The organism is Paenibacillus sp. 1011MAR3C5, assembly GCF_003591485.1.
Classification (GTDB): domain Bacteria; phylum Bacillota; class Bacilli; order Paenibacillales; family Paenibacillaceae; genus Pristimantibacillus.
Genome location: NZ_QZCF01000001.1, coordinates 344828 through 366484, shown reverse-complemented (window position 1 = coordinate 366484; position 21657 = coordinate 344828). Strand labels below are relative to the sequence as shown.

At 53.7% G+C, this 21657-nt stretch carries 13 protein-coding genes and 2 tRNA genes; 10 read left to right on the top strand and 5 right to left on the bottom strand.

All coding sequences use genetic code 11. The annotated features are described in order from the left end of the window. Positions 1–50: 50 nt before the first annotated feature. From D3P07_RS01715 to D3P07_RS01680, 8 genes are read left to right on the top strand one after another with little or no spacing between them, the layout of a single operon-like run. Complete coding sequence (locus D3P07_RS01715) at positions 51–917, top strand: CPBP family intramembrane glutamic endopeptidase (protein ID WP_119798357.1); 867 nt, start codon at positions 51–53, stop codon at positions 915–917. 4 nt (positions 918–921) lie between these two features. Then, positions 922–1731: a CPBP family intramembrane glutamic endopeptidase gene (locus D3P07_RS01710; protein WP_119798356.1), complete on the top strand. Its 810-nt coding sequence runs from the start codon at positions 922–924 to the stop codon at positions 1729–1731. Next, a complete protein-coding gene (locus D3P07_RS01705; protein ID WP_119798355.1) occupies positions 1728–2531 on the top strand; it encodes a CPBP family intramembrane glutamic endopeptidase in 804 nt (267 codons plus the stop codon). Before D3P07_RS01710 ends, D3P07_RS01705 begins: the two co-directional genes overlap by 4 nt. A gap of 14 nt (positions 2532–2545) precedes the next feature. Then, the gene (locus D3P07_RS01700; protein WP_119798354.1) at positions 2546–12769 is read left to right on the top strand and encodes a non-ribosomal peptide synthetase; all 10224 of its coding nucleotides are present in this window, start codon (positions 2546–2548) and stop codon (positions 12767–12769) included. A gap of 33 nt (positions 12770–12802) precedes the next feature. Then, a complete protein-coding gene (locus D3P07_RS01695) occupies positions 12803–13774 on the top strand; it encodes a hypothetical protein (RefSeq protein WP_119798353.1) in 972 nt (323 codons plus the stop codon). A 39-nt stretch (positions 13775–13813) separates the two neighbouring features. Continuing rightward, complete coding sequence (locus tag D3P07_RS01690; protein ID WP_259391294.1) at positions 13814–14530, top strand: thioesterase II family protein; 717 nt, start codon at positions 13814–13816, stop codon at positions 14528–14530. A gap of 20 nt (positions 14531–14550) precedes the next feature. Further along, positions 14551–15834 (top strand): ACP S-malonyltransferase, encoded by a 1284-nt coding sequence (gene fabD / locus D3P07_RS01685; RefSeq protein ID WP_259391293.1) that lies wholly within the window; start codon positions 14551–14553, stop codon positions 15832–15834. A gap of 17 nt (positions 15835–15851) precedes the next feature. Continuing rightward, positions 15852–17216: a M20/M25/M40 family metallo-hydrolase gene (locus D3P07_RS01680; protein WP_119798352.1), complete on the top strand. Its 1365-nt coding sequence runs from the start codon at positions 15852–15854 to the stop codon at positions 17214–17216. Between the two features lie 506 nt (positions 17217–17722). Here the strand turns inward: D3P07_RS01680 and D3P07_RS01675 are convergent. The 3 genes from D3P07_RS01675 to D3P07_RS01665 form a co-directional block, all read right to left on the bottom strand. After that, positions 17723–17809: transfer RNA gene (locus tag D3P07_RS01675), tRNA-Leu, on the bottom strand. A gap of 134 nt (positions 17810–17943) precedes the next feature. Beyond that, the gene (locus D3P07_RS01670) at positions 17944–18282 is read right to left on the bottom strand and encodes a hypothetical protein (protein WP_119798351.1); all 339 of its coding nucleotides are present in this window, start codon (positions 18280–18282) and stop codon (positions 17944–17946) included. Between the two features lie 261 nt (positions 18283–18543). After that, positions 18544–18630, bottom strand: a tRNA-Leu gene (locus D3P07_RS01665). A 195-nt stretch (positions 18631–18825) separates the two neighbouring features. On the opposite strand from D3P07_RS01665, the gene D3P07_RS01660 reads away from it, so the two are divergent. Then, positions 18826–19692, top strand: coding sequence for a divergent polysaccharide deacetylase family protein (locus tag D3P07_RS01660; RefSeq protein WP_397334530.1), 867 nt, complete (start codon positions 18826–18828; stop codon positions 19690–19692). On the opposite strand, the gene D3P07_RS01655 is transcribed toward D3P07_RS01660, so the two are convergent. Then, the gene (locus tag D3P07_RS01655) at positions 19657–20364 is read right to left on the bottom strand and encodes an N-acetylmuramoyl-L-alanine amidase family protein (RefSeq protein WP_119798350.1); all 708 of its coding nucleotides are present in this window, start codon (positions 20362–20364) and stop codon (positions 19657–19659) included. The genes D3P07_RS01660 and D3P07_RS01655 overlap by 36 nt on opposite strands. Positions 20365–20523: 159 nt before the next feature. Between D3P07_RS01655 and D3P07_RS01650 the strand changes: the two genes are divergently transcribed. Beyond that, complete coding sequence (locus D3P07_RS01650; protein ID WP_119798349.1) at positions 20524–20724, top strand: YqzE family protein; 201 nt, start codon at positions 20524–20526, stop codon at positions 20722–20724. Here D3P07_RS01650 and D3P07_RS01645 read toward each other — a convergent pair. Next, complete coding sequence (locus D3P07_RS01645; RefSeq protein WP_119798348.1) at positions 20721–21620, bottom strand: hypothetical protein; 900 nt, start codon at positions 21618–21620, stop codon at positions 20721–20723. The two genes, D3P07_RS01650 and D3P07_RS01645, sit on opposite strands and share 4 nt — an antisense overlap. Positions 21621–21657: the final 37 nt, after the last annotated feature.

Sequence of the window (21657 nt, the reverse complement as noted above, 5' to 3'; positions counted from 1 at the left end):
GCACCGGAGACCGAGAAATTTCAAAACAGAAGGAAGAAAGGAGCTTTCCTGTGAAAAAAGTCTTAACGATGATAGGGAACATTGCGCTGTATATCGGGGTCTTCTATGCGCTGCTCTATCTGCTTCGCTCCACTTACAATTACGAAGTGACACTGTCCTTCGCCAAGTTTCTGGACCGCAACCCGGCCATGTTTATGGCTGTGCTCTTTACGCTCATCACGCTGGTGTACATGCTCATCTTTCGGATCAAGGCCTGGATCTGGCCGAATGCGGAGAGGAATTTGTTCCGCGCCTCAGGCTTCAGGAAGCTAAGCACTTCACGCGTTCTGCTGATGATTGGCTTAGGATTGGCCGGAAGCTTGTTCAGTATCGGCCTCATCGTCATTGACGACATTGCGAATCAATTTCCATCCATTCCTTTTCTGGTCGACGATTTGATCAGAGGCGATTCGATTCTATATGTCATTCTGGGAGCGGGCTTGATTGCGCCGGCATTCGAAGAGATATTGTTCAGGGGCCTTATCTTTGGCGAACTCCGCAGAGTGATGCCGGTCTATGTGGCTCTGGTGCTGCAAGCCGCGGCATATGCCTATTTCCAGCCTAGCGCAGTACTTTCGATCATCAGTATCGGGTCGGGTCTCATTTACGGTGCGTTATACTTGCGCACGGGTTCCTTATGGGCGCCTATTCTGGTTCAGAATACGGCCATGGGCACGATCTTCCTGTTCAAATACATTGGCTTCTATGAATGGTACGACAAGCTGGGCGATGTTGCGCTGTATATCCTGACAGCATTGTTCCTGGTTGCGCTCGTGGGAGGCTCGATCTATGTATGGCGGACCTCCGGCAGCGGCCGGGACGGACTCGCTGGTCACACGCTGACGGCAGATTCGCCGCGGATAAGGAAAGGGGTTTAACCGCATGAAGCCTTGGGGAATTATGCTATCCCGTGTAGTTGTTATTGTCGGTCTGTATTTTGCTTGGTTTTTTACGGTGACGACCCTGTTTTTTGATTATATTTATCCGCTAAGCCCATGGTTTGAGCGGAACACGGTTACTGTCATAATTTTGAACGATATTGTGGGACTGCCGTTAATGGTGCTGGCTTGGCGCTTTTTGTTCAAGGGGAATCTGTTCAAGGCGGCTCAATTTCGTTTAATGGATCGAAGATCGGTCGGCATTGCCTTATGGATCGGTCTTGGTGCGGGGTTGTTTACGGTTGCATTCTCCCAGCTGCCCGCTATTGCTTCGGACAAATTCCAGTTCCGCGAGTTGTTTGATTATCTGAACCGTGCGGAATGGTATGTGTTCCTGACGTTCCTTATTCTCGGCAACATCTATAAGGAAACGTTGTTTAGAGGAGTTCTGATGAATGAGTTCCGGCGTGTCATGCCGGTTTGGCTGGCAATTGGAATTCAAGGCGTTTTGTATGGAGCCCTGTTTTTCTTCGGGGATATCCCGCTGTCTCTGTATGGTTTCCTCGGAGCGGTCATTTTCGCTCTGCTGTACGTATGGTTTAAGTCCATCTGGGCCCCGATTGCCGCGCAAATTGCCTGTCAAGGCAGCCAATACCTGCTGTGGCATTACGGACCCGAGTCGGACAATGCGGCAGTCCTGTCGATCGTCATGGCTGTGGCGGCTGCCATGATTGCAGCGGGTCTGTTCTTCGCGGTGAAGCACCGCGGACGAGTTGCAGCGTCGGTGCCTGACGAGGCGGTGACATCAGCTTGAAGAGTATCCGGATAGCGGCAAAGGCCATCTTGTATTTGGTTATTTATGCGGCGATCGTCATGCTGGTTAATCAAGCCATGTATAACTGGATCAGCGATCCCAAGCTTCACGACTGGATTGTGAACAATTCCGGCATCGTGCTGATTGTCTCCAATATTATCGTGCTGGCCATATATATCCCGTTATTGCGCCTGCAAAAGATTACGCTTAAGGAATTAGGGTTTGTCCGGCCGCGCAGCGGGTCGCTGTGGCTATCCGCCGGAACGGGGATTTGGCTTGGCTTGTTTATTGCAACGTTTACCCGACTGCCTTGGATAAAGGTCAACTTTCCGGCCATTGCGGATTTGGTTGCATTTGTAGCCGGAGGCCGGTTCATCATCTTTCTGCTGGGCAGCTTGCTGCTCGGATCTTTGCTGGAGGAATGGCTGTTCCGGGGGATGATGTTCCATACCTTAAGGCAGCGCTTATCTGTTGCGTGGACGATATTGCTCCAGGCTGTCCTGTTTGGCGCCGTATTTATGAATGTGACGATAGGTGCGTTCGCTGCGTTAGGTGCCATCGTATATGGTATTGTCCGCGCCGGATCAAATTCGCTTTGGGCGTCGCTTGCGGCACATATCCTCAGTACGGGCAGCTTGTATCTACTATTAAAATGGTCGGTAGATTGGCAATCCGGCACGCTTGGCTTATTGGCTCTGATTAGCGGACTCGGCATTGCCGTGCATGCAGGCCTGCTGCTGCGCCAGCCTAATCGAAGCAAGGGCAAGGGACAAACCGTCAGCGGTACCATTACTAGCTAGGAGGGATTGACGCCATGTTTCAACTGGATCTGCTGGATGCAAAAAAAGATCATGACACATCCGGGCGGAAGGGGCGGAGTGGGGGTTCCATTTCCGATATTTCCGTCAAGGATATAGCCATTGTCGGGATATCCGCCAAGCTGCCTCGCGCAGAATCGCATGAAGCCTTTTGGGAGCTTCTGCGAAGCGGGCGAGATCTTGTAGGCGGATTCCCAGAATCCCGCAAGGAGGAACTGAAGCCGTATTTGCGTCGTATGGAGGCGCAATACGGCTCTGTCTCCTTTTTTGACGGTGCGTATTTGGACGATATTTCTGGCTTTGATTACTCCTTTTTTCGGCTTTCTCCCAAGGAGGCCTCCCTTATGAGTCCTGCGCAGCGGTTGTTTTTGCAGACCGCTTGGCAGGCGCTTGAGGACGCGGGGCATGGGGGAGAATCGCTGCATGGCACGCGCACCGGAGTTTTTATCGGACATAATGCGGATGCTCTTCATGATTACAAACGATTGATAGAAACATTGAGCCCGGACGCCCTTTCGATGGCGGCTCCCGGCAATCTAAGCTCGATGATTCCCAGCCGAATCTCATATTTGCTTAATTTGCGGGGACCGGCCATCAGTGTGGATACGGCCTGCTCCTCATCGCTGGTAGCTGTACATCTGGCTTGCCAATCCATTCGCAGCGGCGAATGCGAAGCTGCGATTGCCGGAAGCGTAAAGCTTAATGTGCTGCCGCTTGATCTAGGTATTCGACTCGGCATCGAGTCGAGCGACAACCGGGCCAAAACCTTCGATGAATCATCGGACGGCACGGGGATCGGCGATGGCGTGGTGGCATTGCTGCTTAAGCCGTTGTCCCGTGCTTTGGAGGACGGGGATCACGTCTATGCCGTCATAAAGGGCAGTGCGATGAATCAGGACGGCAGCTCGGTCGGCATTACCGCTCCGAATGCGCTGGCACAGGAAGATGTCATTGTCCGCGCGTGGCAGGATGCGGGCATTGATCCCGAGACCGTAACCTATATGGAGGCTCATGGCACGGGAACTTCGCTGGGCGATCCGATCGAAATCGACGGGCTTACACGGGCTTTCCGGAGATACACCGATAAACGGCAATTCTGTGCAATCGGTTCGCTTAAGAGCAATATCGGCCATCTGGACCATGCGGCAGGCATTGCCGGTCTGCTCAAGGGAATTTTGTCCCTTGTTCACAAGCAAATTCCTCCAACGCTTCATTACCGGTCGCCTAACCGCAAGATTCCCTTTGTGGATTCCCCGGTCTATGTCAATGACGAATTATCGCCATGGGAGACGGAAGCAGGTGCTAGAAGATGCGGCGTCAGCGCGTTTGGCATGAGCGGCACCAACTGCCATGTCATTCTGGAGGAAGCTCCGGCTCAGCGTCAGGCGGGCCGGGGAGGGACTGCGAGAGGAATCGCGTCGCAGTCTGCTGTGGCGGGGGAAGCAACCGGGGCCTTGCGGCCAAATTCGACCGGCACGGAGCTGTTCTGTTTATCCGCTCACAGCAAGACGGCATTGGAGAGGCTCGTGCAGCTGTATCGGGACTGGGTTTCACAGCATGGCGGCGACGAAGGCTGGAGTCTTGCGAATGTCTGCTATACCTTGGCTGTAGGCCGGGGAGCGCATCGGCACCGGCTTGCTATTGTGGCAAGCAGCAGGGACGAGCTTGCTCAAGCTTTGCAGGCTGTAGCCGAAGGCGGTTTGCCGGATGAGCTTGTATTGCCGAACGTCTATTACGGCATGGCGGATTCCCCGGCGGCTGGAGGGCTGCGCCAGCAGCACGAACATGACGAACGGGCGCTGGAAGCTGCTGAGCTTGGCGGACGTTTTGCGGCAGGGCATGAAATCGACTGGAAGAAGGTATATCAAGGAAAACGACGTTTAAGGATCCCGCTTCCAACGTATCCATTTGATCTTCATCATTGCTGGGTGGAGGAGGAGCAGCATGGAGCTGCGCTTCAAACGCCATCGGCCATTTGGAGCAACAGGTGGCTGAATGAGGATATGCCTCAGCAGCTTCGACAAGAGATGGAAGAGTCGTTTGCCCGGTGGCAAGCGGCGCTGGAGTCGATGAAGGGGCAGACCTCGAAGCCTGGCAGAAGCGTTACGTTAACCGGAGCGCGTTCCGGCCTTGCCTGGGAGCAGCGTGTCGCAGACGTCTGGGGAGATCTGCTCGGCTATGCTGAAATGCCTGCGGATGCCGGATTTTACGATCTTGGCGGCGATTCCATTATTGCGCTTAAAATTGTGAACCGGATAAGCGAGCTTGCAGGTGTTCGGGTGCAGGTTGTGGATTTGCTGGCGCATGCCGATTTGCCATCGTTTACGGCCATCGTTGAACAGAGAGCACAGGAGAATGCCGCGGCTGTGGCGGAAGGTGATATTTCCCAGGGAGATCCCGCTGCTGCCTCCAGGCATGTCATGGAAGCTATGCCGAAAGCTCCTGTGCAAGAGCATTATCCGGTTTCATCACCGCAAAAACGCATGTACTTGCAGCAGCAGGCGATGCCGGATGACCGGAGCTACAATTTGCCCGAATTACTGGAGCTGGACGGAGTGCTGGATGCGGACCGGCTGGAGACTGCCCTGCAAATGATCGTGGAGCGACATGAAACGCTTCGCACGACGTTCCATGTGATAGACGGGGAGATCAGGCAGCGCGTTCATGCCAGCATTCCTTTCCAGCTCATCCGCATAGAGGCGGAAGAACGGGAAGCCGAAGCGGTGCTGCAAAGACTATACCAGCCGTTCAAGCTTGATACGGCCCCGCTATTGCGTGCTGCATTACTGACGCTGCAACCGGAGCGGCATTTGCTGTTCCTGGATATGCATCATATTGCTTCGGACGGCATGTCGGCGGGCATTCTTCTGTCGGAGCTCATGAGGTTATACCAGGGGGACACGTTGCCGCCTCTGGCGTTGCAATACAAGGATTATGCGGTATGGCAGGAGACAATACCTCCTTCTGAAGCGGCGGAGAAATATTGGAGGGAGCAATGCCAAGGCGAGTGGCCGGTGCTGGAGCTGCCGACCGACTTCCCACGCCCGCCTGTAAAAGGCAATCGCGGCGAAACATTCGATCTATACGTCGAAGCCGGTCTGATGGCGGAAGTGCGCAGCCTTGCAGTGAAATCGGGTGCAACGCCGTTCATGGTGCTGCTGGCGGCGTATTACACCTTCCTGGCTCATTACACGGGTGCCGAGGATGTGGCCGTTGGAACGCCGATAGCGGGTCGGACCAGGCGCGAGCTGGAAGCAGTGGCAGGCATGTTCACAGGAACGCTTGTCCTGCGGGCGTATCCTGGGGCGAATAAATCGTTCAAAGCCTTCCTGGCTGAAGTGAAAGAGACTGCGGCCGGAGCTTATGCTCATGCAGACTATCCGTTTGAGGAAATGGCCCAATGGATCGACAGAAGGGACGCCAGCCGCAGTCCGTTGTTTGATACCATGTTCATCATGCAAAATCTGGGCATACCGGACTCTTCGACGGAAGGATTGTTATATCGCCACCAGCGGTTCGCGCATGGAACAGCCAAATACGATTTGATGATTCAAGCGGTGGAGAACGGGGATCGAATGCGTCTTGTTGTGGAATTTAATACCGATTTGTTTCTCCGCGCGACAGCCGATCGGTTCATGAGGCATTATGTGCAGCTTCTGCGCAGCTTGACGCTTCGGCCAGAGGCAACATTAGGTGAAGCGGTTATGCTGACGGAGGAAGAGCGCCGGCAATTGCTTGCGATTGGAAGGCGTGAAGCGGAATTCCCGCCAGAGCGTTGCCTGCATGAGGTCTTCAGGGAGCAAGCGGCAGTCGTTCCCGACTTGCCGGCCGTATCCTTCGGCGGCAATTCCTTGACTTATCGGGAGCTGGATGCCCGCACGGACGCGCTGGCACGCACGCTGCAAGCCAAAGGTATCGGTCGCGGCAGCGTGGTCGGCATTATGGCGGAGCGCTCTATTCCGATGCTGGCCGCAATGCTAGGCGTTATGAAGGCGGGAGGCGCTTATCTGCCCATCGATCCTCATTACCCTGAGGAGCGCATCCGCTATATGCTTGCGGACAGCGGCGCGGAGCTGGTGTACAGGGACGACGCGCGTCCTGATGCCGCAGCTTGCATTCCTGCAACGCTGCAAGTATTGGATCTGGCAGACGATGCGTTATTTTTGAAGGAGGAAGGCGCCCTATTCTCGTCGACAAAGCATGAGGCGAGGGCGGATGATCCCATGTATGTTATCTATACTTCCGGGTCGACGGGTCAGCCAAAAGGCGTTATGGTGCCGCATCGCAGCTTCTACAACTTCGGGCATTCGCTCAGGACGTTTTTTGACGGACAATACGGAGCCGGGGACAGAGCTTTGAGCCTGACCAATATTTCGTTCGATGTCAGTGTAGCAGAATTGTTTATGCCGCTTATGTTTGGGGCTTGCGTGGTGCTTTATCCAGAGCCGAAATTGCTTGATCCGCGAAAAATCGCGGCGGTTATAGCGGAAGAACAAACCACATTCGCCTACATTCCTCCGTCTCTATTGAAAGAGGTAGCGCGTTTGCTGGAGCAAGAGAGGTCCGGCATTAAGCTGAATAAAATGCTCGTTGGCGTAGAGCCGATCAAAGACGAGACGCTGGAGCTGTACACGAAGCTTAATCCCGACATTCGAATAATTAACGGATACGGCCCGACTGAAGCGACAGTTTGCTCCAATATGTATGTATATAAGCCGGGGGCCTATCGGGGCGGCTATGTGCCGATTGGCGGGCCCATGCATAACGTCGAAATATTTATTTACGGTTATGGCGGTCAGCTTGCTCCCTTCGGAGCAGCCGGAGAGCTGTATATCGGCGGCAACGGTCTTGCCCTCGGTTATCGGAATAATTCGGAGATGACGGCTAGCCGATTCGTCCCGCATCCGGAGCAACATGGACGATTCATGTACCGCACCGGGGATATTGCGAAGTGGCTGCCGGATGGAAACGCCATGTATGTGGACCGGGCCGACCAGCAAATCAAAATCAGAGGCGTGCGGATTGAGATGGGCGAAATTCGCTCGCAGCTTCTCACGCTTCCCGAAGTTGAAGATGCGGCAGTTGTGGTCCGCGTGCATGAAAACGGGGAAAAAGAGCTGTGCGCGTATGTGGTCTCTTCGGATAAGCACCCGTCGCGAGAGTGGAGAAGGAAGCTGAAGGACAAGCTCCCGGAAGCGATGATTCCTGCTTATGTCGCAGCGATTGATGCGATACCGCTTACGCCCAACGGAAAAGTAGACCGGCGGGCTTTGCCGGAACCTGAGGCTCAGGGGCGGGAGCTTATGGAGCTGGAGCTTCCGCGCAATGAGACGGAAGAGCGGGTAGCCGCTATATGGAGAGAAGTATTGGGCGATGCGACAGGAACGTTTGGTGTATTTGACGACTTCTTCGAGCTTGGCGGCCACTCTCTGAAAGCAGCCGTGCTTGCGGGGAAACTTCAGCAGGCCATGGGCGTTGAGGTGCCTCTCAGCGTGATGTTCGATCAGACGACGATAGCGGACATGGCTGTATGGCTGAAGGAGCAGGATGTCGCCTCAGTGTCGATTCAGCCGATTCCGGTTGCAGAGAGTCAAGCGTGGTATCCGATGTCGCGCGCCCAGCGTCGGCAGTATATGATGCAGCTGCTGGCCGGCGAAGCCACGATGTATCATGTGCCATTTGTTATTCGGCTGCAGGGCAAGCTTGATGCGAACCGGCTTACGGCCGCCTTCTCATCGCTGATTAGCCGGCACGAAAGCTTGCGAACGACATTCCATATGACGAATGACCAGTTCAGGCAAGTGGTGCATGAGCCTTATACTTTCGAGCTGGAGATGCTGCATCTGGCGGCGTGGACCGAGGAGGGCACGCCTGGCGGCAATAAGCCAAGCCAGACATGGGTGACTGAGCTGATGGAAGCGTTCAAGCGTCCATTCCATCTCGATCAGCTGCCGCTGCTGCGGGCGGGTCTTATGCGGCTGGATCAGGATGAAGAGCATCTGCTGCTTCTGGATATCCATCATATCGTGACAGACGGCGTCTCCTCCGGCATATTGGTGAAGGAGCTGACGGAGCTTTACTCCGGTAGCACGCTCCCAGAGCTTCGCGTACAGTACAGCGATTATGCGGTATGGCAGGAAGCCAGGTTTGCGGATTCCGCATATGAGGAGCATCAACGCTATTGGCTGGACATCTTCGGGGGCAAGCTCCCTGTGCTGGAGCTCCCGACGGATCGTCCAAGGCCGGCGATGCAGAGTTATAGAGGCCACCGGTATTCGTTCCGACTGGACGCTAAGACAACTGCGAGTGCCAGAAAGCTGGCGCGGGAATCGGGGACGACGCTGTACACGGTTCTGCTTGGCGCTTTTGCCGCCATGCTCGCAAGATACAGCGGTCAGCCTGAAGTCGTTATCGGCACACCCGCTGCGGGCAGGGAGCATGCCGATACGCACGGGATGATCGGGATGTTTGTCAACACGCTGGCGCTGCGGACACGGCCGGCAAATGAAAAGACGGTGCGCGATTATGTAACCGAGCTGCACAGCCATGTCATACAGGCGCTTCAGCGCCAGGCTTATCCATTTGAGGAACTGGTTGAGCAGTTGAAGCTTGATATGGACAGAAGCCGCAATCCGTTGTTCGATGTCATGTTTATTTTGCAAAATATGGATCAAGCCGTCATGGAAGGGGACGGAGTCGTATTCCGCGAAATGCCTTTCGAGGCGGGGACCAGCAAGTTTGACTTAACCTTGGAAGCGATGGAGAGGGAAGACGAGATCGAGCTCCAGTTGGAATATGCGGCAGATTTGTTCTATGAGGAAACCGCTCGCCGCATGGCGGAATGCTACACCGTTCTGGTGCGGGAAATGTGCGGAAAACGGGATCAAATGATCGGTGAGCTGGAGCTGATGAGCACGGACGAGCGCGAGAAACTATTGGCATCCATAGCCGGAGGGGCCCTGCCGGTGAAGGCCACTGGCAGAGAGAGGAGCAGTGACAGGATGGAAATGAAGGTTCAGGAAGAAATGCCGGACCAGCCAGGGGACGGCAACGCAGCCGCTCGGCTTGCAACGGCGGAATGGGTTGGTATTGTGCAGGAAGTGGAGCGCCAAGCCGCCCGTACGCCCGACGCAGCTGCGATTCAATTTGGCATAGAGACTGTATCCTACGCCGAACTGAACGAACGGGCGAATCGGCTAGCGCACTCCCTTCGGGCAAAAGGCGTAGGACCTGAACGGATTGTTGCGCTTATGGCAGATCGCAGTCCGCTGATGCTGGTAGGCATCTTAGGTGTTCTGAAAGCGGGCGGCGCATACGTTGCCATTGATCCCGCTTATCCGAAGGAACGGATAGACTGGATGCTGGAGGATTGCGGAGAGGCGCTGCTGTTGACGGAAAAAGCGTATGCCGGACGTGTATCCCAGGCGATTGTGGAATGGTATCTGGACGAACCGGAACTATACGCTGCGGACAGGGGAAACCCGGAACCGGTCAATAAACCGGGGGATTTGGCGTATGTGCTGTACACGTCGGGTTCGACCGGACGGCCCAAAGGCGTGATGATCGAGCACCGCGGCTTATCCCATTTCATCAGCGGCTTCAAGAACAGCATGCCGCTTGCGCGGGGTCAAGGCATTCTGGCGATGGCATCGGTCTCCTTTGACATCTTTATTGTAGAGAATGTGCTGCCGCTTACGTTAGGCATGCGGATTGTATTGGCAAGCGAAGAAGAGCGCAATGATGCTATTCTGCTGCAAGGGCTAATTGCTGCTCACGGGGTGGATGTCCTGCAAATTACGCCATCCCGCTTCAAATGGTGGATGAACCAGACTGGCGAATCCGATGCCTTGCAGGCGCTGCGTGTGCTCATGATCGGAGCGGAGCCCCTCACGGCTGATTTGCTGAACAGGCTGCGCGCTGCAACCGGAGCCAGATTGTACAATCTGTATGGTCCTACAGAGACGACGGTATGGACCTCGGTTCGGGAAGTGACCGCAGGCGAGGACATTACGATCGGCACACCGATTGAAGGCTCCGTTATGATGGTGCTTGATGAGGGGTTAAAGCTGCAGCCGACAGGCGTTGTCGGTGAAATATGCATTGGCGGAGCGGGTGTCGGACGAGGGTATCTTAGCCATCCTGAGTGGGATGCCGCTTTTGTGCTGAATCCCTATGCGCAAGGCGAAAGAATGTATCGGACGGGCGACCTTGGACGAAGGCTTGAAAATGGCGAGTTCGTCTACGCGGGCCGTCGTGACTTTCAAGTCAAGATCAGAGGCCACCGAATTGAAATTGGCGAGATCGAGCAGTTGCTGCTGCGCCACGAGCATGTGAAGGAAACAGTGGTCACGGCATTCCAGGAGGAGGATGGAGATTATGCGTTATGCGCCTACATCGTCCTGCGGGAGCCTCAGACAGCGGAATCGGATGCGGCTGATTATACAAGTCGGATGATCGGGAAGCTGCGCGACTATCTCGGTGACAAGCTTCCTGCATACATGGTACCGGCGTTCATGATGTTCCTGGAAGGGATTCCGCTTACGCCAACTGGCAAGATCGACAGAAGGGCGCTGCCACAGCCGGGAATGGCCAATGCAGGCCAGCGTGAGCTTGCTCCGCTAACGACAGATACAGAGCGCAAGCTGGCAGCGATTTGGCGGGAACTGCTGGGGACGGATGCTATTGGCGCCAAAGACAGCTTCTTCGAGATTGGCGGCCATTCCTTGAAGGCGGCAAGCATGGTCAGCCGCATTGCGGAACGATTCGGCCTGCAGGTGACGCTGCGCGACATATTCATGAACCCTACGCTTGAAGTGCTTGCATCTCTGCTCGACAACAGCGGAACGCAAGCCGCCGATCGTATTCCGAAGCAGCCGGAACGCGAGCATTATCTCATGTCCAGAGCGCAGCGCCGCCAATTTATGATGGGGCTTATATCGGGCGAAGCAACGATGTACCATGTGCCGTTTGCCGTCCATATGCAAGGCAAGCTTGATGTGGATCGGCTGGAGGCCTCATTCCTCAAGATTATGAGACGTCATGAATCGTTAAGAACGACGTTCCATCATGAGGAAGACGAGTTCCGCCAGCGCGTGCATGCGGAGCCGGTATTTACGCTGGAGCGCAATGCGAGGCTTAGAATGGCGGCAGGCAAGCTGCTTTCGGAAGGCGGAGACGAAGGGCTGGATAACGGGATCAGCATGCTGATGGAACGTTTTATCCGCCCGTATGACCTGGGAAGCCTCCCGTTGTTCAGGGCTGGATTAATCCAGCTTAGTGAAGAGCGCCATCTTCTGCTCCTGGACATCCATCATATAATTACCGACGGCGTATCCGTCAGCGTGCTGCTGAAGGAGCTGACGACCTTGTATGGCGGCGGTGAACTGCCGGAGCTTAGCATCCAGTACCGGGATTATACGGTATGGCAAGAGGATCGAATCGACAGCGAGGCCTATAAGGGACATGAACGTTATTGGCTGGAGGCGTTCGACGGCGAACTGCCTACGCTTGAGCTCAAGACGGATAGGCCAAGGCCGGAGCTGCAGCGGTTTGAGGGCAGTCTGATTCATTTTGAATTTGATAAGGAACTCTCTGATCAAGTCCAGGCATTTGCCCGTGAGCGCGGTACGACGCTATATACGGTGCTGTTGGGAGCGTATTCGATGCTGCTCAGCAAATGGAGCGGGCAAGAAGATATTGTTGTCGGCACGCCTGTAGCCGGCCGCAATGATGCGCAATTAGAAGGATTGATCGGAATGTTTGTTAATACGGTTGCGATTCGCAGCTTCCCGGAGTCGTACAGGACAGTTGGCGACTACTTGTCCGAGCTGCATGAAGATGTGCTGCGGGCATTGGAGCATCAGGATTATCCGTTCGAGGATTTGGTGCAGAAGCTGGAAATCGAACAGGACCGGAGCCGTAATCCGTTGTTTGACACGATGTTTATTCTGCAAAATATAGATCGCGTCGCTTACCGCTCGGGCGGAATCGAGTTTGAGCCTAAGGAATTTGATCCGGGTGTCAGCAAGTTTGATCTAACGCTCGAAGCGGGAGACCGAAACGGGGTAATGGGATTTGGTCTGGAATACGCGACAAGCCTCTTCGGGGAAGAGACTGCACAGGCGCTGGTTGATGATTATGTGGCGATCGTGCGTGCCATGATTGAAGGAGGCGGAAGCCGGAAGATCAGTGCGATTATTGCGGGGAATGAACAGGGTTAATCCTACAATTTCAATTGAAGGAGGCGGCGAATAATGAAGCTGTCGATGGAAAGAAAACCATTTAACGAGTTTTGGATGAACTGTATGCTGAACCAGGCGTTTTCCATTGCGGTGTCGGAGGAGCCAAGCTACAGGGAGGCGGCATATCTTAATATTTACCGTTATTACCCATGGGAGGCCGCAACGGACAAGGACTTCCGCTATCCGACGATTGATACGCTCTATTATATGGACAATCCGGCTAAGTTTCCGCTTGCGCAAGTGATCCGCTACATTGAGCCGGGCCACTTCCGCAGCAACGATACGGTTTTAGAGGAAATCAAAGCTATGCTCAAAGGCGGGCGCAATATGAGCTTGAACGTCGATTTGTATGATTGGCTGCCGGGCAGTATGGCATGGAAGACGTTCCATTGGTATCATTATTCGCTGTTTAACGGATACGACGAGGAGCGCGGAACCTTTTACGTTATCGACGATACGCTTGCGGGCTACGAAGAGCATGAAGTGCCGGCTGAGAGGCTGCTTAAGGCATATGGCAACGCAGAATATAATGTGAATCCCGACTACTTGGGACCTGCCTATTACGTATACAATTTGCAAGACAACATTCAGCCCTACGAACTGAAGCTGGCTGAAGTGGTAGAAAACGCGGAGCGGCTTGTGAAGGAGCTTGGCGCGTTTTCAATAGAGGGAATGTGGAACGTGGATCCCGATCCGGAGAAAAAGCAAGCTCATCTGACGTATGGCCTGGTCGGGGTCAATATTATATGCAACAGGCATATTGCCAACACATCGCTGCTTCGTTCCTTGCAGGAGAAGAAGCTGATCAGTGAATCGCTGTATCAGTCGCTCTCGGAGCAGCTTGGTACGGTCCGGGACGGATGGGATCTGGTGAAGGACCGGTTTGTGACTGGAGACTTCGAGCGCGATAGAGAACTGGCGTTTGCGAACGGTCTGTTCGCGAAGGAAAAAGCGTTCTGGACAACGCTTGCCGCAGGCGCTTAAGATCATTTGTTCAATCATGCTACCCGAGAGGCGGGCGTTATGATGGTCACTTTAATTTGTGTGCCTTATGCAGGAGGCTCCGCTCAAGTATACAAACGCTGGACGGGAAAGCTTCACCCGTCCTTGCGTCTGGTCCCGGCTGAGCTGGCGGGCAGAGGAAGCCGGATGGGACAGCCGTTTTACAGGAATGCAGCGGAAGCTGTAGAGGATTTATTGCCTTTGGTGCGAGAAGCGGCGCTTGACGCCGCACCGTATGCTATATTCGGTCACAGCATGGGAAGCTTGCTAGTCTACGAGCTGCTTCATGCGCTGGTAGAGGAAAATATGCCTCTGCCGGTTGCGGCTTTCCTCTCCGGCAGAGGTGCGCCGCATTGTGAGCATGAACAGAAACTTTCTCTTCACGAGCTGCCGGATGAAGAGTTTCTGGAAGAGGTGAAGGGGCTTGGCGGCATGCCAGCCGAGTTGTTTCAGCACCGTGAACTGCTGGATCTATTCCTGCCGATCTTACGAGCCGACTTCAAGCTGGTTGGCGAATATGAACCTCAGAAGCGGAAGCCGCTGCCGCTCAAGCTTACAATTCTTAGCGGCAAGGAGGACAGCACCGTCAAAGGCTCATTGAACGATTGGGAGCTCTACGCAGCGGGTGGCTGCGATCTGGCTTTCTTCGAGGGCGGACATTTTTTTGTGCATGAGCAAGAAAAGGAAGTCTTGACACTGCTGAACAATACGTTGACAAAGATTCCTGCTTTAATCTGACCCCTAAAGGAGCGTGACGGATGATGCTGGACAAACATGCGATATGGTTTCCCGGCCAGGGCTCTCAGCGCGCCGGAATGGGGAAAGCGCTGAGCGAGCGCTATAGAGTAGTCCAAGAGACGATGGATGAAGCGAACGAGGCGCTTGGGCTGCGGCTGGACCGCTTGATGTATGAAGGGCCGATGTCTGAACTGACAAGGACGGAGAATGCCCAGCCGGCTATTCTTGCGCTGGGCGTGGCCATGTACCGGGTCTATAGCGGGGAGTGGGGGTATGCTCCGGCGATAGCCGCTGGACACAGCCTGGGAGAGATCACAGCCTTAACTTGCGCGGGAGCTATTGCATTCCCGGATGCGCTTCGGCTTGTGCGCAGACGCGGCGAGCTGATGCAAGGCGCGGCGGCCTCTGGCATCGGCGGGATGGCTGCCGTGAACGGGCTTAGTCCTGAAACGGTTGCGGTTGCTTGCTCGGTAGTGAGCTCAGATGCTGCGGGCGGGAATGGTGTCGTGGTGGTCTCCAATATAAATTCAGCGCAACAAACGGTAATATCCGGACATCAGGAGGCTGTCAGGGAAGCGTCAGAGAGGTTGATTCAGTATGGCGCCTCCGTCATACCTTTACAGGTGAGCGCGCCGTTCCATAGTCCGTTGATGGCGCCTGCGGCAGCGCAATTCGCTGAGGAGCTGGGCCGCATCTCTTACGGGGAACCGGGTTTTCCCGTTGTGTCTTCCTTGACGGGCTTGCCTTACGAGAATGCGGGAGAGATACCAGAGCTGCTGGCGAGAGGATTGACGGACCCTGTTAATTGGATAGCGGTGCTCCAGTTTCTACAGCGTAATGACATTGCTGCCGCCGTTGAGCTTGGCCCGGGCACCGTGTTGAAGCGGTTGTCGCAAGCAGAGCGTCTGAACGTATGGGCTTTCGACGATAAGGAGGATGAAGCGCATCTCGTGGCGTCGCGCCGTCACGCCGGTAATTATTCCATTGAGCTGCTGAATCGCTGCCTTGCGATTGCTACCTGTATCCGCAACCGGAACTGGAATGCGGCACAATATGAGCAAGGCGTTTCGACGCCTTACCGCAGTGTGCAAAAGCTTATCGATAAGCTGCGTGAGACGGGGGAGCAGGTAGTGGCGGAGCATGTGACGGCTGCCATTGAGATGCTGGAGTCGGTGTTCCGCACGAAAGGCGCATCTGCCGAAGAGAGAGAGCGACGGCTTGCAAGCCTGCGGGATGAGTTCGGATTGAGCAGCTTGCCCGGAACAGCCCCATCCAATCGGCAATATGCAAGCAGTCATCAATAGGAAGGAGCTGAGGAACGGTGATCCGACAAGCCCTTGATTGGCATGACCCAGACATAAGCGATGGCATCGCATCGTTGCCTTCACCCGTTGAAATTCTACAAAAGCTGATTCGCTACAATACGACCAATCCGCCGGGAGAGGAAGCTGCATGCATTCTGTATATCCGGCAATTGCTGGAGGATGCGGGTATCGAGACGCGGATCGAAGCGCTTGATCCTGGCAGGCCCAATCTACTGGCAAGGCTGAAGGGCAGCGGAGCAGCTCCTCCACTGCTGCTGTACGGGCATGTGGACGTTGTCGGCGTCGGCAAGCAAGCCTGGAGCCGGGACCCGTTCGGTGGGGAGATCCATGACGGTTTCGTCTGGGGACGCGGCAGTCTGGATATGAAGGGCGGCGTTGCTATGCTGGTATCCGCCTTTCTCCGCGCACATGTCAGCAAGCTGCCGCTGCGCGGCGATCTGATTCTGGCGATTGTCAGCGATGAGGAAGCCGGAGGCGAATACGGCGCCTCCTTCCTGGTTCGGGAGCATGCCGGATATTTCGAGAATGTCCGATATGCGATTGGCGAGTTTGGCGGTTTTTCATTCCATGCACTGGGAAAAACCTTTTATCCTGTTATGGTGGCGGAGAAGCAGCTTTGCTGGCTAAAAGCGACGATCCGGGGAGACGGCGGACATGGATCAATGGGCAAATCCGGTGTTGATTGCATGGCGCAACTCGGCGGGATGCTGCAGTCACTTAGCCAGAACAAGCTGCCGATTCGCCCCCATCCTGCAGCCCGATACATGATAGAAGGCATGGCCGAAGCGCTGCCATTCCTGCCAGCGCTGCTGCTGAAGGGACTGCTGCGACCGCGGCTGGGCAATATGATTCTGAAGCTGCTAGGGGAGAAAGGGAGCACCTTCGCTCCGCTCCTTCGCAATACGGTCAGTGCTACCGTTGTTCGCGGCGGCGAAAAGATCAACGTTCATCCCAGCGAAATAGTCGTCGAGTTGGACGGCAGAACGCTGCCGGGCGTAACGCCAGAGCAATTCATGGAGGAGCTGTATGAGCATATGCTAGACAAAGCTGTCCAGCTTGAAGTGCTTCGCCATGATCCTTGCGCTGCCGCTCCCGACATGGGCATGTTCTCATTATTGTCCGATGTGCTGAAGGCAGCGGACAAGGAGGCTGTTCCGGTGCCGATGCTGCTGCCAGGGGGGACGGACGGAAGATTTTTTGCCCGGCTTGGTATCCAAACTTACGGGTTTCTCCCCATGCCGCTGCCTCAGGAACTGCAGTTTACCAAACTGATTCATGCGGCGGATGAGCGTGTCCCTGTGGAAGCGATCGGCTTCGGAACGGATGCGATCTATCGGGTACTGGAGCGTTACGGAGAGTAGGGGCGTATGAGCAACGTATTACATTTTAGGATAAGCGCAAGCTGCAAGGCGATGTCGGCCTCGAAGCTTGCGCTATTTATTTGGAATGAAGGATTAGGCATATCCTCCACACATGTTGACGGTTCCTCGCTATATGTTTGCTATCTTTCGCTCTCGCCTTGATCGTGAAGACAAGTTCACTTGTATCGCCATTCAGATACCGATTTTAAATGTGGTCAACTTTTTGCATCAATATACGTCTTCAACTTTGCAGCCATTGGTTATTTATTCATAATAATAGCGGATAAAAAAAGGGAGGGACGAACGTATTCTATTACCCTGGGAATTAGTCCATTTCAAGTAGAATGAAAATTATTCAACGGGAGGTGCTAAATGATTAGCACCTTTTTGGTGTTTATCCAATCAAGTGACAGATGGCTTTAAGGAACAGCAGCAACTCAATTCCAGGTAACAAAAAAAGGTTCCCGATCTGGCAGAACCAGAATGGAAACCTGTTAAGTACGATATGGTGCGGTCGAGAGGACTCGAACCTCCACGGCTGTTACACCACTAGAACCTGAATCTAGCGCGTCTGCCAATTCCGCCACGACCGCATGTCATTTGACGTCAACGAAAATGATCTTACCATAAAGGTTGAATGCAGGTCAAGCATTTATTTCCTGATTTTAAAAAAAGTCGGGAAGTAAAAGAACCCCGGAGCAAAGCTCCAGGGCAAGAGGTGCATGTATTAGTTAAACGTAAAGGTAACGTCGGAAATGGACCATGGCTGGCCGGGGAAGAAGAAGTAATACGTCCCTTCCGGCAAATTATGATAGGTATAGCTGAAATGACCGATTCCAAACATACTTGTTTGATTGTACAATGAGCTGCCTTTGTAAAGTCTTACGTCATTATCCCCCGGGTAAGCGCCTCGTGTCGAGTAGCCGGTAATCGTAAGATCGCCTCCGCCTACAAGGGTATAGCCATAAGGGTATTGCAGCGCAGGAGTAGAAGCGGATGCAGGCATTGTAAATATGAACGCCATTATAACTGCCAGCATGGTCAACATAGCTCTCTTCGTTCTCATCGATCATCGTCCTTTCCAATCCGATTTCTGAAGGGGATGTCTAGACAGATGCTGGCCAGCAATGGGGTGAAGAGGCGTTCACCTTCAAAATCAATCTATCAAATAATGTAAAATTAGTAAATGAATATATATAATTTCAAGCGGCTCTTTTGGGTCCGAAATAAAAAAACATGCGGCATGGATGCCTGCCTGAATTAATAAAAAAGCGCAAAAAAACTCACCTGTTGCGTCTCCGCAATGGATGAGTTTATCATGCATGGTTGGTGCGGTCGAGAGGACTCGAACCTCCACGGCTGTTACACCACTAGAACCTGAATCTAGCGCGTCTGCCAATTCCGCCACGACCGCATATGTTATTGACGAAACTTATTGTCGCATGTCATTGGAGGGCAAGTCAACCATTTGCCTGAAGTTTAAATTTTCAGTCTAGTCCCTTTGCTTGATTCAGCAAATCTAGGTTTCATAATTCATTCCTGTTAAGGAAATAATAAACGAGATATTCGCAGAACATACACTGAGAGAACAGGAGTCTTGCTTATGAACATGAACCAGAACAGCGGACAACCGAAGCGGCTAACTCGCGCAGGCTTGCTGCTGAAGCGGACCAGCGGGTTACTGATGCTTGCGGCATTGCTGACAGCACCTGTAATGGCTGACGCTTCCGTTACTCAAGGGTTGGCGGAGGCTGGGAGCAAAGCTGCAGACAGCCACAGTCTGGCTATCGTTATTGATGACTTCGGCAATGGGATGCCCGGCACAGAGGAAATGCTGAAGCTTCCGGTGCATATCACCGTTGCCGTTATGCCGTTCATGCCAACGACCAAAGAAGATGCGGAGGCTGCTCATAAGCTTGGACATGATGTGATTGTACATATGCCGATGGAGCCGAATAAAGGACTCAAAAAATGGCTTGGACCGGGTGCAATCACAGCTGATCTCAGCGACGAAGACGTGCGCAGGCGGATTGAGGAAGCGATCGATAATGTGCCACACGCGATCGGGATGAACAATCATATGGGTTCCAAAATCACTGCGGACGAGCGTATCATGCGCGTCGTGTTGACGGTATGCAAGGAACGAGGATTGTTCTTTCTAGATAGCCGGACTACCTTCAAAACGGTTGTGCCGAAGATAGCCGAGGAAGTCGGCATCACGCTTCTCTCGAATGATGTATTTCTGGATGATGTGTATACGGAGCAGCATATCTCGAAGCAGGTATCCGTTCTTCGGAAGCATCTGGAAACCCATGATAGCGCCGTGACGATTGGACATGTCGGACCACCGGGCAAGAAGACTGCTACGGTGTTAAAGCAGTCCATTCCCGGGATGCAGAATATTGCTACCTTCGTCAAGCTGTCCGATATGATCAATGGCTCAATGAGCGACCCATTTGTATTGCCGAATCCCTGAGGCGATCGCATGCGCGATCTCATTCTGTTTGGCAGGATCGGTCAGCATTGCTCTATCCGCTGCATTGCTGATAAAGCCCATCTCGATAATGACGGAGGGCTGGTCGACGCGACGGAGCAGATAGAACGGCTCTCCGAGACGCGGGAGGCTTACTGTTGCTTGCTGTCTATTCAGCGCGTCTTGCAGGCAGAATGCAAGCAGGGCGCTTTCACCGGCAGTCTGATGAAGGACAAGCGGTCCGCGTTTGGTGCTGTTGCGTGCGGCATTCACATGGAGACTAACCAGCAATTCATTGCCGATCTCTTCAGTTAATTGCCTGCGCTGAGACAGATCCTTGCGATGGCGCGAGCGGGTGTTATGCCATCTGTTCTCTTCGCTGAGCGCATAATCGCCCGTACGATTCATGACGGCAGGAATGCCTTGACTTCTCAGTATAAGATAAAGCTTGCTTGCAACAGCCAGATTGATATCCTTCTCCAAGGTCGAGCCATGCGATGCGCCTCCATCTATACCGCCATGCCCGACATCAATAATGACCGTCGTATGCGGAAGCGTCCAGCTCAGCTCCTTGTCGTAACGTTCCAAACGTTCCTCACCCGATGCCCCCGCTGAGGCATTTCCCCCTACAGCGCATATTAACGAAAGTAAGCTAATGATAAGCAACCGATGCATGATTGCGCCTCCTGCGTATTGTTCATATTCTCCATATCACTAGTCGTCAAGGCTGACCTTTTACGTTATCGTGGCTTTCCGGAGGTAAACTCATGCATGGTTAGGTGCAAAAAGAATAGGGAAAGCTTTAGATAGCACGTATTACGGGAGGTGACGGACATGGCGGGAGGCAATGATCTGGTCAAATACATGACCGAGCAATTGGTGCAATATATGGAGACGCCTGCTGAGGAACGGAAGCAAGCACGAACGACAGCCAAGGCGCAAAGAGAGCCTTGGCTGACGCGATGGTTCGGATGGGGACCTGCGAGCTTGCTTATCTGGTGGCGCAGCAGAAGCCGCACACATCGAAACTCTTAACGATAAAACTTTCCTTGCTTCACCAGCAGTTCAATTGGCATATATCGGCGGTCATCTGATTCTTCCTTGCTTAAGGCAAGATAAAGCTGGCCGCCTTCCCACGTATCATACCCCACAACCGACCACACTTGAAGCAGCTTGCCTTCATAGGATTCCACCGTGAAACGAATTTCTTTCTTTTCCCGAACCCACTTCAGCAATGAAGAATAGGTCTGATCGTTCATAGTAATTGGCGATTTCGTCAGCCATGGCAGTCGGCCATACGGATTGAAGAAAGGGATAACTATAGCCTTCTTAATCTCCGCTTGTGCGCCGGTTAAGCCAGGAGATGCCGCAAGGCTATCCTCGGCAGGATCGTCCCACTCCTCATCCTTGCTAATTGGCAGATGCTCCCCGGACACAGCATCGGCATAATGGACCATGGAACTGGATGTGATCCGCCATGCTGCGTGAAGGGGATGGGTGTATACACGCTCCGCTTTAATTTGATTAGGTATAAGTTCAAGCTGCAGCAGCGAGAGCTGCAGCGATTGTTCATTGAACAACGGATAAGAGCCGGTACCGTATTCACCGAGCTGGAAGCTGCCATCCTCTGCAGCGTGAATAACGAGATAGCCGACAGGCTCCTGGGTTGAATTCTGAATAATGGCAAGCCAGCTGTGCGTGCCCGGACCAAGAGGAGATACGGTAATGCTTGAACCCTTCCAAGTCTTATACCCAGGCTTAGCCGCTAGCTCGTCCGCCCAGAACTGTGCCTGTAACTGTACGTCAGAGAATGTAGAATCGGAAGTTGGCTCGACTGTCGACGCTTCAGCCTGAAAGCTGCCAATCCCTGCGATTAGACACAACAGAACAAGCAGTACAGCCATCCATGATTTGGATACGATTTTTGACATTTGTCATCACCTCCATCTAAGTGTAGCGGACAGGCTC